This window comes from Thalassotalea ponticola, assembly GCF_041379045.1.
Taxonomy (GTDB): domain Bacteria; phylum Pseudomonadota; class Gammaproteobacteria; order Enterobacterales; family Alteromonadaceae; genus Thalassotalea_A; species Thalassotalea_A ponticola.
Map to the genome: position 1 here is coordinate 59,431 of NZ_CP166871.1, position 17,120 is coordinate 76,550.

Sequence of the window (17,120 nt, forward strand, 5' to 3'; positions counted from 1 at the left end):
TATTGATTAATCGTTAGTTACCTCAGTAACGGTAAATCAACCAATCATTGTTGCTCTGTGTCGATACTTATAATCTTTGATTTTGTTAAACGTTAATCGTTTGCTATTAACACCAATTCTCGTTGGACAGGGATCAGGTATCTGGCACCAGTGTCGGTGATCTCGACCATCTCTTCTACCGAAATGGTCTTAACACCGCCATTTTCTAAGTACCAACTGTGAAACCCATCAAACGCAAATATCATCCCTTGTTTCAATGGTTTTTGTGCTGCAGGACGCGATGACGGACTGTGTGCGCCTCCTAGATTGGGTCCTGTATCGTGGGCGACATAACCTACGGGATGACCGGTGCTCCAAATGACGGGTAGCGACTTGGCTTTAACCATTAACTGCTTTTGCGCCGCATCAACCTCAACACCTTTAACGCCCGGTTTCATCGCTTTAAATGCAGCGTCTCGACCCGATATCGCATGTTGCCAGTAGCTTGCAATGTCATTTGGCGCCGTTGTTTCGCCGGGCTTTAAAACATAGGCAAAACGCTGGATATCAGTTACCCAGCGATCAAATACGCGAATACCGAAATCGGTTTGAATAACATCTCCTGGCATGATCACCTTGTCAGTGGCATGAGAGTGGCCGCGATCGACACCCGAATTAACGTTTGGATTTTGCTCAGCGGCCCAAGCATCAGTGACCCCGTGTTGTAGCATTTTCTGCTTAAGCCATGCGGCAACATCGGCATCCGTGGTTTTACCTGGGATAACTTGTTGGTAAGCCTCTAATTGCCATTGTGCGGTAAGTTTAGCTGCCTCGGTCATAATCTCGATCTCAGCAGGTAGCTTGATCGATAACCATTGGTAGACCAAGTCTTCTGAAGAGACCAACTTGTTGGTGAGGGCATTGCCAAGTGCCTGATGCAAGCGCATCCGCTGACTAAAACTGAGCCCATCGGCTTGTGCGTTGTTATCGGAGTTATTGACCGCGATACGAGCAAAATCCTGCTGCTTAATAAATTGCGCCGCTTGCTCAATGCTAGAGTCGCCTTTTTTCACCGCTATTATGCGATCGTGAAGCCCTGCGTCTTGCAGGGCGGTTGACTCACTTTCGGGGGAAAATACCACTGAACGCACGCCGTTTTCGCTGCGATAGAAAACAAAGCTGGCTTCACCACCGGCGTTTTCTCCGCCGATGTGATCGGCAAGTGGATCATTGTCATTTTCGCGACAAATAACCACCCATGCGTCGACATTGGCCGCTTGCATGGCTGTTGGTAGCAATTGACTGATGCGTTGTTTACGTATTTCAGGCCAAGGGGATGGGCCTGTAAAGTCGATGGCGAGAACCGGTTGTACAAGAGAGATAAGGGTAAATACCAAAGTAAATATAAGTCGCGTCATTATTGTCAGGTCCTGTTGTTATATCGACTTTACTTTACTGCCAATCTGAATAAAAGCAAACCGATAATGCTGACTTAGCCACCCTGTCAAAGTTAAGTTAACTAGATTAAAAGTAAAGCAAGATTGACATGGTGGTTTTTGTCATTATACTTAATTAAAGTAAAGTGTATTTTACATTATGACAAGCGGAGTATACAAATGGTTAAGCAAGATATACAAAATCAACATCAGCACTGGCAGTCTCAACAAAAGCAGAAGGTGAAAACGTTGGCGGTTTACACCGCGCTGTGGTTAGTCGCTACGGCGTTACTTGCCTTTGGACCTAAGTATCTATGGGACTTTAATGCGCTGTTTAGCATTATCGCAGCGATTGTTTATTGCGTAACGGGCACGGCAATGATTTTGGCCAATCGAGCCCATTTGCGCTCACTTGATGAGCTACAGCAAAAAATTCAAAGTGAGGCAATGGCCTTGTCATTGGGCGTCGGACTGGTGTTTGCTTGCGGTTATGAGATTTTACACGCGGTGCGCTTATTGAATTTTGAACCTGCAATAGCACATGTCGTGGTGGTTATGTGTGTCACCTATCTGATCGGGGTTGTTAAAGGTGAGGTTAAGTATCGATGAACAACCGCTTAAAAGTATTACGCGCTGAGCGCGATATGACCCAAGCAGATTTAGCCATGGCCTTGCAAGTATCGAGGCAAACGATTAACGCCATAGAAAAGGGAAAGTTTGATCCGAGTTTGCCATTGGCGTTTAAAATTGCTCGGTTGTTTGAGTTAGCGATCGAAGAGATCTTCTTTGAAAACTAAACAGGGCCGTTTTTACGGCCCTGATGTTGGTTAGTAGTGAGTTATTTGCGGTGCTCTTTTACTTGTGTCCAACACAATGCTGACAGCGTTAAGGCAATACCACAGAGGTAGAATATGGCGCTTTTGTCGCCTGTTTGTGAGATAAACAAGCCCACCCCTAAACTGACTAATAACTGTGGTAAAACCACAGATAAGTTAAACAGCCCCATGTACATGCCCATTTTATTTTGGTCTATTTTTTCCGACATGATGGCAAACACCAAGGAGATGATTGACGACCAACCAATACCTAAAATAGCCATAAGCAGGTATAGCGTATATTTGTTCTCACCGATCATCGCAATGGCAAAGTAACCAAGCGCCATTGTGGCTATGGCGATGGTATGCACCTTAACACGACCAATGCGCTTTGCCATAGGTTCCAGTAATAGCGCCGGTAAATAGGCAGCAACGACGCTTAAGATTAAAAACGCAATTGAGATAATTTGACCGAGCTCTTTGTCACCGATAGCCGGCATTTTGTCTTGCAAAAATGCAAACATAAAGACGAACATGGTTTGTACACCAATCCAGCTAAACGAGTGCGCAGCCAACACTTTTCTAAAACCGATAAGGCCAGCCTGGCTGTCGCTGTGGTGTTGTTCTTTAGCAAGCATGGTTTGCACGACAAACAACAGCGTTAATGCCGCACAAGCATATTCGGCGTAGTAGTGAGTGACTTCTATGCCCGATAGTTGTCGGCCCAAGGCGTAGATGTCGTAAATAATAAAGCCCCATAGTGGGCGGATGTTGATAAGCACTTCGATCAAGCTTAACGCGCTTGTCTGGTCTTCAGAACTAACCGGTAACTGACGCGGTTCAGAGATTAAAAATGGTGGGATCACTGATAACAATAGCACTAGGGCTGCGCCGAAGTAGATCAGCACATAGTTACCCCAAATAGCACCGATTGCATAGGCAAGAATTCCGAATGTTCCGGAAATCGTTTGCATCCACGTATAACCGAGAGTGCGCTTTTCTCCAGCCGGAGTCACATCAGCAATAATCGATCGAGTCGGATTAAAGCTGACATTAATGGCTAAATCTAGGGTCAGAGCGATGGCTATCGCCATGGCTAATAGGCTTTCAATACCCATCGACGTAGAAACAATGTCAATATTGGGCAACGCCAACAGCATGAGTCCAGCGAGTACGCCACCTACCACGATAAACGGGCGTCGACGGCCATTCCAAAACCACACTTTATCGGAAATAATACCAATAATGACTTGGCCCAAAATGCCGGCAATGGGACCCGCCGCCCAAACTAAGCCTACTTCGTGAATATCTAAGCCGTATTGGGTGGTTAAAATCCAACTCAAGGCGGCAATTTGCACCGATAAGGCAAAGCCCATAGCGGTTGACGGAAGGCTTAGCAAGGCGTAAAAGCGCTTCGATAGTTGTTTTTGTATTTCTAACATAAAGGGTGTTACCTAGGATTAAAATGCAGCTAGGTAATGCCTTGTTAATCATTACCTAGTGTCGAAAATTATGGCACTGGTTGTCCGTTTCTCGCTTCTAATAAGCGATACCAGTCTTCGCGTCGGTATTCAATATTGAGCGCTCGGGTTGCCGCTTTTATCCGCTCAGGGTTGGTCGAGCCAACAATGGGGCAAATATTAGCGGGATGCAACATCAACCACGCGAGGATGATGATCCATTTTTCTTCGTTATAAACTTGTGCCTGACGATCCAACTCTTGATGAATTCGATTGATCGTTGCCTGATCAAACGTGTTACCCCATGCTTCGTATACAACCGTGGCAATAGGACACCATGCCATTGGTACGATGTGCTTTTCTAAACACTGATCGAGTACGCCATTGCTAAACGCGTCGATGTTGTGAATGTTGATTTCAACTTGATTAGTGACCAATTTTTCACTGGTAAACGATTGCAACATCGCCAATTGTGAAGGGCTAAAATTGCTGACACCAAATTGTTTGACCTTGCCTTGGCGTTTGAGTTGTTCAAACGTTTCGGCGACCTGTTGTGGGTCAAATAAATAATCCGGGCGATGCAGTAAAAACAAGTCAAGGGCATCGACGTTTAAGCGCTGTAGTGAGCCTTCGACTTGTTTTATCAGATAGGCTTGGTCAAAGTCGTAACGCTTAACATCATCATCGCAAGCAAAGCGAATACCCGCTTTGCTGGTAATAATGAGTTGTTCTCTTAACGCTGGTGACTCTTTCATCACCTCGCCAAAAATACGCTCACATTCACCGTTACCATAGATGTCGGCGTGATCAAAGTGATTGTAGCCAGCGTCAATAGCGGTGCGAATAGCCAGTTTTCCCTTGGCGATATCATCGCTTGAATTATTGCCGTTGATACGCATGCAACCGTATATCAATCGCGATGACGGCAGGGTTAAATGGCCAATTTGAACGTGTTTTGCTGTACTCATAATCTATCCTAAAGTTGTGACAGGTAGTGATCGTGGCTCGGCATCTTATCGACGGTGCGATCAATAAGAACCTTTAAGTTAGCCATTAATTCAGTTAACTGTTGTTGACTTAGTTGGTCGGCAAGTGGGTGGTGATCATCGGGCAATAAACCCTGACCAATAAATACTTGTTGCCACGCAATTTCGGTAAATAAATCGTCTTGCTCGCGAAATAGTTTGCCGGTTTTCTTAAAAAGGTCGATTTTTCGCTGCAAGCTTGCGGGAATATCCATGCGCTGACACTGACGCCAAAAGGCGCTGTCATCACGTTGATTTACTTTGTAATGCAAAATGATAAAGTCGCGTATACGTTCAATCTCGATGATTGATTGACGGTTAAACTCGTCGATATTTTGCTGTTCGATACCGTGATGTGGAAAGGTCTTAATCAAGCGTATCGCTGCGGTTTGGATCAAGTGAATACTGGTCGATTCCAACGGCTCTAAAAAGCCACTTGATAAGCCAATTGCCACCACATTCTTATTCCATTGTTTCACTCGACGGCCGGTTCTAAACTCAATCACTTTCGGCTCGGTTAGCGGTTTGCCATCAAGGTTAGCTAACAAAGTCTGTTTGGCTTGCTCGTCACTGATAAACTTGCTCGAGTATACTATGCCGTTACCGATGCGGTGCTGTAATGGAATTCGCCACTGCCAACCGGCTTGGTGAGCAATGGAACGGGTATACGGTGAAATCGGCTCTACCCCTTCACATTGCACCGCAATAGCTCGATCACAGGGCAGGTAGTGAGACCAATCGACATAGCCAGTGTTTAGTGCTTTATCGATAAGTAGCCCCGACATGCCGGTGCAGTCAACAAATAAATCAGCGCTGACTTGTTGGCCATTTTCAAGCTCGACAGAGTCGACAAAGCCACTATCGCGGTTGACGTGAACCTGATTAATGGTCGCTTCAATACGCTGTACGCCGTTGTTTTGCGCAATCTTGCGCAAATACTGGGCATACAAGGTGGCGTCAAAGTGATAGGCGTAGGTAATGCCGGGTAATTGAGTGCCTTCGATATGTCGAACTTTGCTAAATTTATCGCGCTTAGCTGCTTGATAGTTTAACGAAAAATCCCAAAAGTCATCGCTTGAGTCGGCGGATTTTTGCTGACGAAGCCAGTAGTGGTAGAAATCACAAAATGGAAAGTTTTTGCCGATACCGCCAAAGGCGTGCATATAACTATCGCCTTGTCGCTTCCAGTTTTCAAACTGAATGCCGAGCTTGATCGTACCATTGGTGGCTTTTAGAAAGTCAGCTTCATTAATGCCCAATGCCGCATTGAGACTGATTATAGCGGGAATGGTTGCTTCACCAACGCCAACAGAGGCAATTTTATCTGATTCAATCAGCTTTATATTGACTATCTTACCTAACACTCGGCTCAGTAGTGACGCCGTTATCCAACCAGCGGTGCCACCACCAACGATAACCACGTTGTTAACTTTGTTCATAAACTCTTTACTGCTTTGGTTTTGTAAAGCGCGTTGTTCTGAGAAACTCGCGCCGATCGCAAACACGGTTTGTTAAAACAAACGATGATATTTTTTAGCATGTTACGATCGAGATGTAGATAAAAAAAGCCCTTGTAACAAGGTTATTACAAGGGCTTCTACATTGCGTTAACCAGTTAGCTTACAGCTTGTAGCTGAAACCTAACATGTAGTTCGCTCCGTAATCTTGGAAGTCGCGAACTTGTAATGCATTTTCGTTATAGGTTGACTTGAACGGCTCTTCGGTCAGGTTGTAACCTTGTAAGAAGATTGAAAGACCTTCTAAGTTTTCGAAGCCGGCTTCGCCAAAGTCATAACCGATTTGTGCATCAACAATGGTTTCACCTTCAATATCCACTTGCTGAGTAGAGAAGCCAACACCGTAGACATCGCCTTTGAAGTCATCGCGGTTACGCACACTCACGCGCACTTGTAAACCGTGGTTCTCGTAGTAACCAGTAACCGATGAAATGCTTTCAGACAGACCTGGTAAAACGTATTCGTTGCCGTTTGGATCTTCGATGTCTTGTTCAACACCTGTGTATGAAGCAATCACACCAAAACCATCAAGTGCATCAGAGAATGCGTTAAATGGTAGAGTTACCGACAGTTCATAGCCGTATAGTGTGCCGTCACCACCGTTGATTTTACCTGAACCGGTTGCGGTTGTGTGATCAGGATTTACAGGAGTACCGGCAGGATCGGCAACACCGGTCATGTCGACTTCGTAATTACCGTCGAAAATCCAGTTATCTAAGCTCTTGTGGAATAGAGCAACAGAGAAGTAACCTTCATCTGAGAAGTAGTTTTCGTAGGTTAAATCAAGACCAACCGCTTCTTTTGGTTCTAGTGCCGGGTTACCGCCAGATACTGACCAGAAGTTGCCATTTTCGTCCGGCTTAGGTGCTTCACCACCACCGAAGTAGTTGGTGCTGATTGACGCATTCATTTCGTCCATACGCGCACGAGAAATGGTTTTCGCCGCACCAAAACGAACCGTTTGGTTGTCATCAATACGCATTGACAAGTTCAAACTTGGTAGTAAATGCGAATAGGTGTGTTCAATGTCAGTTGGAGTGGTTTTTACTAAGCCATCTTCGGTCGTAATTGCAGCACCTTGCGATGACTGTGTAGTATCAACGTAGCGCAGGCCAGCGTTACCGGTTACTTGGAAACCTGCAATTTCCATATCTAGGTCGGCTTTAACAAACAGCGACACGATTTCTTCTTGTACCGTGTATGATTTTGTTTCGTGGCTAGGGTCAGTTAGACGCTCTGACAATAAGTCATAGTAGCCGTCTTCAACCAAACCGCGTGAGTCATACGCGATCATATCGCCCATGCCGATAAAGTCTAAGTTAGCTGAACCTAAGCGGTACTCTTCCGGTACCATCATCATGCCTGGGTTATCAAGTGAGAACGATGAAACAGTAAGGAAGAAACCATTCGAGTCTTTGGTCTTCTCACGGTTTTTGTATGATACACCGTAGGTGACTGCGGTAACGAAGTCGCTTTCAACAACTTGTGTCGCCGCTAATTTTAGCGCGGTTAACTCGTCGTCTACAGACGGAGTATTTAAGAAGCCGTCTTGCGCTTGGTTTTCGTATTCTGTGCCGGTGATACCGTATTTGTCATTCAGTGCTGACGACCAACCCCAAGACAGTGGACCACCAAGTTGAATTAGGTTGTAGTCAGAGTAATCTAACTCATGAGTGAATTTCGCGCCTTCGTTGCTGCCGTCTAAGAAGTAGCCAATGTTATCCGCTACACCGCGAGAATCACCGCGACCTGTACCAGCGTACGATTCCATCGACCAAATTTGACGTTCAACTTTGGCGTATGAAGCGTCTGCTTCTAAAGACCAACGGTCATTGATGTTGTACTCAAAATTTACACCGAATGAATCCAATTGTGCTTCGCGCTCTTCGTAGTCGTTGCGAACAACAACGCGTTGTCCCATCGTTGTCGCTTGGCTGATAAAGCCTGTTTCAGGGTCAACAACGACAGACTCAGGGTCGATAGTACCTTGACCCCATGCAAACGGTACTTCAATACCACGTAAGATTTTTTCATCAGTAAAATCAACGTGTAATGCATCAAAGGTAATGTGAATATCGTCAGAAGGCGCAAACTCTAGTACACCCATAACCGTATCGCGGTTTAGCATAGATGAACGAACAAACGGTTTTGCACCACCTAAAATTGAGTAGCTGTTGCCCGCGTCATCAGAAAACTCAGGGTAGCCCCACGAATTCCAACGCTTTTCTTGGTTAGGAGATTCCATGGTCGAGACTGCAACTGCAATACCAATGGTATCATCAGCAAACTGATCCATGTATGAGAACGTACCGCGGAAACCGTCATTGTCTGCATCTGGGTTTAGTTCTTCAAATGAGGTTTGCTCGAATGTACCGTTAATTTGAATCACGCGGTCATCTTGAGAAAGTGGTCTTACAGTCTGTAAGTCGACAACACCGGCAATACCTTCACCTTCAATAGTCGCATCAGGCGTTTTGTATACGGTAACACCGCTCATGATTTCAGCTGGGTATAAATCGAACTGAACGCCGCGGTTATCATCAATTGATACTTGCTCGCGACCGTTAAATGTCGTTGCTGATTCGTTTTCGCCAAAGCCGCGGATAGAGATTTTTGATGCGCGACCGTCTAGACGCTGTGCGGTTAGACCTGGCAAACGGGCAATCGATTCAGCGATAGACGAATCGGGTAGTTTACCAATGTCCTCAGCTGAAATAGCCTCTACTACGCTTGATGAAAAGCGCTTAGTGTTCATTGATTTAACTAGAGAGCGACGAAAGCCTGATACTTCAATAACTTCGATGTTTTCTTCAGCTTGCTGTTCAGCAGACGCTTGCTCTTGTGCAGTGGCAGTTGATGCCATAGATACTAAACCTGCGGCAACTAACGCCATGGTTAGTTTATTTGGTTGGAATGTAAGCATGTTGTAATTTCCCCAAATCGTCCTGATGTTTATTTATATTGACTCATTGTCCTTAACGAGCCTGTTATTGTATTAATTTATATTTTTTTATTGCGTAAAAAACGCTAATTATAGAACCGACAGTCTAATGTCAGCAGGCTATAATATAAACACTTTGCATACGTATTCATTGCCGTTGCTCGTGTAATGTTTTGTCGTTTATGTTCACTATTGAATTGCCGTAGATCAACCGCACACATACGTATTCATCAAATTTGTGTGATGATGACTCACGTGTTTGCATACGTATGTAATTGATTTATACCACAGGGTGTAACACTCTTAGCCGGTTTTACAACAACGACAATGCAGATGGTGGGGACGATGCAAAAAAAAACGATCAGCAGTGTACTGCTGACACTCATACTAAGCGGTTGTGGCGGGGTTACTTCAACAGACACCCAGAAACTCCAGCCACAGGCACACAATCAAACGCTTGATATCACCGATAGTCGCGGTCATTTCTTAGCGACAAACCTTTTCTTTTATTACGGTCAGTTGCAAACCGGTGATCGCGTAAACGTGTTATCCGGCCTCGACTTTAATGCAAGCTATCGATTAACACCGACCGAGCTGTCTGCTGAGCAACGCCAAAAATTTGTTCATTTGGCGGGTAAAGGCAGTGCCTTTACCTTAGCTGAACCAATGAGTATTAAGCAGCAGAAACAATTGCTTAAAGGTCCGTTGCTGTTGCAAATCAGCGATCTCAATGGGGTGGTGAAAAGTATCACTCGGGTACAGACCGGTTTTGCCATCGATGCATTATTTACCGCGGGTGATGCTGATGCTGATGAGGTCAATGACTTAGGCAGTGTGCTCAACGCTACTGGTACCCAATTTAAACTGTGGGCGCCAACCGCGCGCAACGTCAACGTCTTACTGTTTGATCAGCAAAAGCAGCCGATATCGCCATCGTCATTAGCCATGCAATTCGATGCACACACTGGTGTATGGGTTGCGCAAATCGACCAGCACCTCAATCAGGTGTTTTATCAATACCAAATCGAGGTATACCACCCAGAAAGCCAAAGCGTACAAACTCTGATCACCACTGATCCGTATTCGCTGAGCTTGTCGACCAACAGTGAATACTCACAAGTTGTTGATTTAAATAATGATGTAAGCAAGCCTTTGGGTTGGGATGAGCAGGAAAATCCGACGGTTAATCACCCCGAAGACAACGTTTTTTACGAGTTGCACATCGGTGATTTTAGTGCCTCGGATAGCGCGTTATCTAACGAAGCCGTACGCGGTAAGTACGCCGCCTTTGAGCAAACCAATAGCGATGGTATACAACACCTTAAGCAGCTCAAGTCGGCTGGTTTAAACAATGTTCATTTATTGCCGACGTTTGATATTGGCACCGTTAATGAAGATCCTGAGCAGCGAGTAACTCTCAACGATTCGCTGGCCAAATTGTGCCGCCTCAAGGTGACCCTATCGATCTGTGCCAACGACAGCCTTGATAAAAGCCAATCAATTGCTGCGTTACTTACCAGCTTTGATGTAAATTCAAGCGACGCACAAGCATTAGTTAGTGAAATGCGCACCTTAGATAATTACAACTGGGGCTATGATCCGTTTCATTACACGGTTCCCGAGGGCAGTTATGCGCAAAATCCAGACGGTGTCAGTCGGATCAAAGAATTCCGCTCTATGGTGATGGCACTGCACAATATGGGATTTCGCGTGATCATGGATGTGGTTTACAATCACACCCATCAGGCCGGTCTAGAGGCGACGTCGGTATTAGATAAAATTGTGCCGGGTTATTATCAACGTCTCAATCCGATAACGGCCATGGTCGAGCAATCAACGTGCTGTGATAATACCGCTACCGAGCGCAAGATGATGGCCAAGCTGATGCAAGATTCATTAGTGGTTTGGGCACGGGATTATAAAATTGACGGTTTTCGCTTTGACTTGATGGCGCATCAACCCAAAGACGTTATGTTAGCAGCGCGTGATGCGGTAAGCGCGGTTGATGCCGATACCTACTTTTACGGTGAAGGTTGGAATTTTGGCGAAGTTGCCAACAATCAGCGCTTTGAGCAAGCCAGCCAATTGAATTTGGCCGGCAGCGAAATCGGCACTTTTACCGATCGTTTACGCGATGCGGTTCGCGGTGGCGGAATGACGGCCTCAGGTGAGCAAATTCGTCAGCAACAAGGTATTGGTAACGGCTTGTTTACCCGACCTAATGAACTGCGCAGCAAGCAAGATTCAAAGCAACAATATTTGTTGTTTGCCGACCAGCTTCGGGTTGGTTTGGCAGCCAACTTGGCGACTTATCCACTGCGAGATCGCCATGATGAGCAAGTAACTGGTGCCGATGTGCCGTATGGTGACCAACCTGCGGGTTACGCCTTGGATCCGGCTGATACCATCAATTACGTGTCAAAACACGACAACCAAACACTGTGGGATAATCATCAGTATCGCATTGCCTTTGACGTGAGTACCGATGATCGAGTGCGCATGCAGGCGCTATCGTTGGCCTACCCTATGTATGCGCAAGGCATCCCATTTATTCACATGGGTTCAGAGTTGTTGCGATCTAAGTCATATTTACGCGACAGCTACGACTACGGCGATTGGTTCAACGCCGTTGACTTTGGTATGCAAGACAACAACTACCACGTTGGTTTACCGCCGGCTGAAAAAGACCGCCAAAATTGGCAGATTATCAGCAAAATTATCGACGCCAACCAAGGTCGCGATCAGGTGCAAGCTAAGCACATTCAATTTATGTCAGACCGGTTTGCTGAGCTATTGAAAATTCGCATGTCCTCGCCGCTATTTAGGCTAACAAGTGCGGCGCAGATTGAATCTCAGTTGCGCTTTTTAAATACCGGTAGCAAGCAAGTGCCTGGGTTGATTGTGATGCAGCTAACCGACCGCCGAGATATTGATCCAAATTATCAGCAAATCACGGTGTTGTTTAACTCATCAGCTGATGCCATCGAGTTTGATTACAGTGATGCTCAGCAATACCAACTACACCCTGTTTTAGCGAAAAGCAGTGACCCAATAACACAACAACACAGGGTGACAAACAAGGGATTTGTGGTACAAAAGTTTAGCGCAGCAGTTTTTGTGCGCCGTTAATAGCAATAGGAAAAAACAATGAATTACAGCAAGATATGGGCTGTTGGTATGTCGCTTATTGCGTTATTTACCTCGGTTCAAAGCTCAGCCAAAACGGTGTCGGTCAAGTCGCCAAATGGCGATATCCGATTTAGCGTTTCCGATGAAGCGAGTTTAGTTCAGTATCAAATTGCCTTTAAAGACAATACCGTGATAGAACCGTCGAGCTTAGGTATGTCATTCAAGCAACAGCACGACTTAACCGAAGGCTTTGTGATCAAAAGTAGCGAACTCAATTCGGTAGAGGAAACATGGCAATTACCTTGGGGTGAGCGCAAAGATGTACTCGATCGCCACAATGAATTGTTGATCACCTTAGTCAATGACAAGCAAACGCCAAGCGAATTTCAATTGCGCGTCCGCGTATTCGACGATGGTGTTGGCTTTCGCTATGAAGTGGGTGAAAACTCTGGTCTACAAGATGTGGAGATCACCAACGAACTGACCGAGTTTAACTTAGGTCAACAAGCCAGTCAGCAAGGCACTGCGTATTGGATACCCAGTCGCGGTTGGAATCGCTATGAATATGTGTACCGCACCACGACAATTACCGATGTGCACGGCGCGCATACCCCGTTTACGGTGAAACTGGATAACGGCGTGCATTTAAGTATCCATGAAGCCGCATTGGTAGACTACGCTGGGATGTCCTTAGAGCAACGTCGTCCGGGTATCTTTAAAGCCGATTTAGCGCCGTGGTCTGATGGTGTTTTAGTCAAGACGTCAACCGACTTTAAAACGCCATGGCGCACCATTCAAATTAGTGAACAGGCCACTGGGTTGCTCAACTCCGATTTAATTCTCAACCTTAATGAACCGAACAAGTTAGGTGATGTCAGTTGGGTTAAACCAGGTAAGTACGTTGGTATCTGGTGGGGAATGCACATCAATGAAAACACTTGGGGAAGCGGTGACAAGCACGGCGCAACCACGAGTGAGGTCAAGCGTTACATGGATTTCGCCGCCAAGTATGGCTTTGATGGGGTATTGGTTGAAGGTTGGAACATTGGTTGGGATGGCGACTGGTTCTTTAACGGTGATGTGTTTAATTTTACCCAACCATATGCCGATTTTGATTTACAACAAATTAAGGCGCATAGCGAAAAAACCGGCGTTAAATTAGTTGGTCACCACGAAACATCGGGCAACGTCACTAATTATCGTCAACAAATGCAAGCGGCATTCGACTTGTATGCACAGCTAGGTGTTGAACAAGTAAAAACCGGCTATGTTGCCGACGGTGGCAACATTAAGCGCGTTGATCAAAAAGGTATGGTCTACAAAGAGTGGCACGATGGCCAATTTATGGTGTCTGAATACCTGTACAACATTGAGCAAGCGGCAAAGCGCAAAATCAGTATCAATACCCATGAACCGGTTAAAGACACGGGCTTGCGTCGCACCTATCCAAACTGGATCACTCGAGAAGGCGCACGTGGTCAAGAGTACAATGCATGGGGTAACCCTCCTAACCCACCAGAGCACACGGCCATTTTACCGTTTACTCGTATGCTATCGGGGCCAATGGATTTTACGCCAGGCATCTTTGACATGGGCTTTAATGGTTTAGGGGCTGACACTAACCGTCCGCAAACGACTTTGGCTAAGCAATTAGCACTATACGTGGTGATTTACAGTCCGATACAAATGGCCGCCGATTTACCGCGCAACTACGAAGCCAACCTCGACGCATTTCAATTTATCCGCGATGTACCAACCGATTGGCAGCAATCTAAAGCGATTGCCGGTGAGATTGGCGATTACGTGATATTTGCTCGCCAACAACGCGATCATCAAGACTGGTTTGTTGGTGGTTTGACCGACGAAAATAAGCGCACCGTGAGTTTTTCGCTAGATTTTCTCGACAAAGACAAGCAATATGAAGCGCAAATCTACCAAGATGGTGAAAATGCTGATTGGGTTGATAATCCATATCCGTTATCGATTAGCAAACAGGATGTAACCAGTAGTGACACCTTGACCATTAAAATGGCTGCGAGTGGCGGTTTTGCCATACGCTTTAAAGCAAAATAATAATTAGCAGAAGTAGAAAATGAAACAACAAAAACCGCAATTGTCATTTTGGCAAATATGGAATGTCAGCTTTGGCTTTTTGGGGGTGCAGTTTGGCTTTGCCTTACAAAACGCCAATGTCAGTCGTATTTTATCGGATTTAGGCGCAGATCTGCACTCGTTATCGCTGTTTTGGCTAGTGGCGCCAATTATGGGTTTGATTGTCCAGCCTATCGTCGGTGCCGCTTCAGACCGAACGTGGAATCGCCTCGGTCGTCGCAAGCCCTATATCCTAGCCGGTGCCGTAGCAGCGGCGTTGGGTATGGTGCTGATGCCGAATGCATCAATGGTCGTGGCGTTTATGGCGCCGATGTTGTTTGGTGCGTTGATCCTCGCTTTTATGGATGCCTCGTTTAACTTGAGCTTTCAGCCGTTTCGATCATTGGTATCGGATATGGTACCCGCCAAACAACGCAACTTGGGTTATTCGATTCAAGCCTTGCTGATTAACATTGGTGCGGTTATCGGTTCGATTTTGCCATTTGTATTAACCAATGTGGTTGGTTTAGACAACACTGCAGCGGTTGGAGAAGTTGCCCCGTCGGTGGTTTGGGCGTTTTACATTGGAGCGACGGTATTGCTTGGTTCGGTGTTGTGGACCGTGTTTCGCACCAAAGAGCATGCCCCAAAAGAGTATTACGCCTATCGCGGTGAGGATTACCAAGCGGTAGCGCAAGAGCAGGCACAGCACAAATCGCTAGGACAGCGCTTGAGCGCCTTTTGGCAGTTAATGAAAACCATGCCGACAACGATGCGACAATTGGCGGTGGTGCAGTTCTTCTCATGGTTTGCGTTGTTCATTATGTGGGTGTATTCAATGCCCGCCATTGCGCAATACATTTGGGGGGTGGAAGCCAAGTGGTTTGACCCGGTTTATTTAGAGTCGGTAGGTACCGTACCTGAACACATTGCTCAGGCAAAAGGCGCCGCTGGTGATTGGGTTGGATTAATATTTGCGGCGTATTCGTTGTTTGCGGCTATCTTTTCCCTGGTTTTATCGAAATTAGCCGACGCGTTTGGCCGCAAGCAAATTTATGCGTTGTCACTATTGGCCGGTGCGCTGGGATATTTTGGTTTTATTGCCTTTGAAAACCCGGAGCCGGTGATGGTTGATTTATTGATCACCTCGGTAGAGGTACCGGCGGCAGCGGTAAGTTTATTATTACCTATGCTAGGTGTCGGCATTTCTTGGGCGGCAATTCTGGCGATGCCGTATGCGATTTTAGCGGGGTCCTTGCCGGCGAGTAAAACCGGTGTGTACATGGGTATCTTTAACTTTACCATCGCCGCACCACAAATTGTTTCGGGAATATTGTCTGGCTGGATTCTAAGTTCGGTGTTTAATAACCAAGCCATCTATATCATTATGCTGGCCGGGGTATCGATGTTACTGGCCAGTGCATCGGTATATTTCGTAAGAGAAACCGACGCTTAGCTATTCGTCTTGGTTGTTGTCTCAATATAGGCAGTACGACAAGTGGGTACTGCCTATATCAACCCTCTATACAACGTCGATATTCTCGGTTACTATTTTTAGTCTGAGGGTATAACAGTGCAACTAGTGTGAAATCCGGTTATAAAGCTACTTCTTTTGATATTGCCTACAAAGCAGGCGTCTCACAGTCGACGGTCTCGCGGGCACTTCGCAACTCGCCACTGGTGAGTGAAAAAACACGTCAAAAAATACAGGCCATTGCCAAGGAGTTGAATTACACCGTCGATAAGCACGCCAGTAGTTTGCGTTCTCAAACCAGTCGAACGATTGCACTGTTACTGTTTGAAGATCCAACCAGCGATGAATCGCAAATCAATCCTTTTTTTATGACCATGTTAGGCAGTATTACTCGCGTGTCAACGGAGCGGGGGTACGATCTACTGGTATCTTTTCAACGCATGGACAGTGATTGGCACTCGGACTACAAAGATTCAAATAAAGCCGATGGTTTGATTTTATTGGGCTATGGCGATTACGTCGATTACCGAGACAAGCTGGTTCAGTTGCATCAACAAGGTACTCACTTTGTTCGCTGGGGAGCGGAAGTTGAAGGGATGAATATTGCCACCTTAGGTTGCGATAATATGCAAGGTGGTTATCAAGTGACTCAGCACTTGCTCGCTGACAATCGACGTCACTGCGCTTTTATTGGCACTGCGTCACATCGGGCGCCCGAGTTTTTTGACCGTTACAAAGGGCATTGCAAAGCACTACAAGAAGCCGGTATTGAGGTGTCAGCGAGCATGCAAAAAGACGCTATCTCAACCGAAGAGGCTGGCTTTAACGCCACCGCACAATTACTGGCAAGTAACCAACCAGTCGACGCGATATTTGCCGCCAGTGATTTAATTGCCATCGGTGCATTGCGAGCCATTAGAGAACGAGGCCTTCGCGTTCCTGATGACATCGCCGTAGCGGGCTTTGACGATATTGCCGTCGCCCAATTTACTCGACCGAGTTTAACTACGGCCAAGCAGAACACCCTTCTCGCCGGTGAAATGCTGGTCGATAACCTAATAGAACTGATCAATGGACGGCCGCCAGAAACCATTTTGTTACCGAGCGAACTCGTCGTGCGCGAGTCCTCGCGCACACCGGCCAGTAGCCAGAAGTAAGCGATGGCGTGATCGACTTAACGCTTAGTCGATAGGGGTTATCCCTTCAGCTAAATACCAGCAATGCTATTTTTAATAGTTTTGTTGGTGCCATTT

General features: G+C 46.1%; 11 protein-coding genes. 6 read left to right on the forward strand and 5 right to left on the reverse strand.

The window, feature by feature from the left end; translation table 11 throughout:
* Positions 1-92: 92 nt before the first annotated feature.
* The gene (locus ACAY30_RS00290; protein WP_290251353.1) at positions 93-1,397 is read right to left on the reverse strand and encodes a Xaa-Pro peptidase family protein; all 1,305 of its coding nucleotides are present in this window, start codon (positions 1,395-1,397) and stop codon (positions 93-95) included.
* Positions 1,398-1,595: 198 nt separating this feature from the next.
* On the opposite strand from ACAY30_RS00290, the gene ACAY30_RS00295 reads away from it, so the two are divergent.
* Both ACAY30_RS00295 and ACAY30_RS00300 read left to right on the forward strand, forming a co-directional pair.
* A complete protein-coding gene (locus tag ACAY30_RS00295) occupies positions 1,596-2,024 on the forward strand; it encodes a hypothetical protein (RefSeq protein WP_290251352.1) in 429 nt (142 codons plus the stop codon).
* Entirely contained in the window at positions 2,021-2,212 is a 192-nt protein-coding gene (locus tag ACAY30_RS00300) for a helix-turn-helix transcriptional regulator (RefSeq protein ID WP_290251351.1), read from the forward strand. Before ACAY30_RS00295 ends, ACAY30_RS00300 begins: the two co-directional genes overlap by 4 nt.
* Positions 2,213-2,253: 41 nt before the next feature.
* Here the strand turns inward: ACAY30_RS00300 and ACAY30_RS00305 are convergent, their stop codons facing one another.
* The 4 genes from ACAY30_RS00305 to ACAY30_RS00320 form a co-directional block, all read right to left on the reverse strand.
* Positions 2,254-3,672, reverse strand: coding sequence for an MFS transporter (locus ACAY30_RS00305; protein ID WP_290251350.1), 1,419 nt, complete (start codon positions 3,670-3,672; stop codon positions 2,254-2,256).
* Positions 3,673-3,740: 68 nt separating this feature from the next.
* Positions 3,741-4,658, reverse strand: coding sequence for an aldo/keto reductase family oxidoreductase (locus ACAY30_RS00310; RefSeq protein WP_290251349.1), 918 nt, complete (start codon positions 4,656-4,658; stop codon positions 3,741-3,743).
* A gap of 8 nt (positions 4,659-4,666) precedes the next feature.
* Entirely contained in the window at positions 4,667-6,154 is a 1,488-nt protein-coding gene (locus ACAY30_RS00315; protein WP_290251348.1) for a tryptophan halogenase family protein, read from the reverse strand.
* Between the two features lie 181 nt (positions 6,155-6,335).
* On the reverse strand, positions 6,336-9,155 hold the full coding sequence (locus ACAY30_RS00320; RefSeq protein ID WP_290251347.1) for a TonB-dependent receptor: 2,820 nt from the start codon (positions 9,153-9,155) through the stop codon (positions 6,336-6,338).
* 363 nt (positions 9,156-9,518) lie between these two features.
* Between ACAY30_RS00320 and pulA the strand changes: the two genes are divergently transcribed.
* From pulA to ACAY30_RS00340, 4 genes are all read left to right on the forward strand, one after another.
* Positions 9,519-12,302, forward strand: coding sequence for a pullulanase-type alpha-1,6-glucosidase (gene pulA / locus ACAY30_RS00325; RefSeq protein ID WP_290251346.1), 2,784 nt, complete (start codon positions 9,519-9,521; stop codon positions 12,300-12,302).
* 48 nt (positions 12,303-12,350) lie between these two features.
* Entirely contained in the window at positions 12,351-14,375 is a 2,025-nt protein-coding gene (locus tag ACAY30_RS00330) for a glycoside hydrolase family 97 protein (protein WP_290251383.1), read from the forward strand.
* Positions 14,376-14,394: 19 nt separating this feature from the next.
* Positions 14,395-15,849, forward strand: a complete 1,455-nt coding sequence (locus tag ACAY30_RS00335; protein ID WP_290251345.1) for an MFS transporter — start codon at positions 14,395-14,397, stop codon at positions 15,847-15,849.
* Between the two features lie 128 nt (positions 15,850-15,977).
* Positions 15,978-17,024, forward strand: a complete 1,047-nt coding sequence (locus tag ACAY30_RS00340) for a LacI family DNA-binding transcriptional regulator (RefSeq protein ID WP_290251344.1) — start codon at positions 15,978-15,980, stop codon at positions 17,022-17,024.
* Positions 17,025-17,120 lie beyond the last annotated feature (96 nt).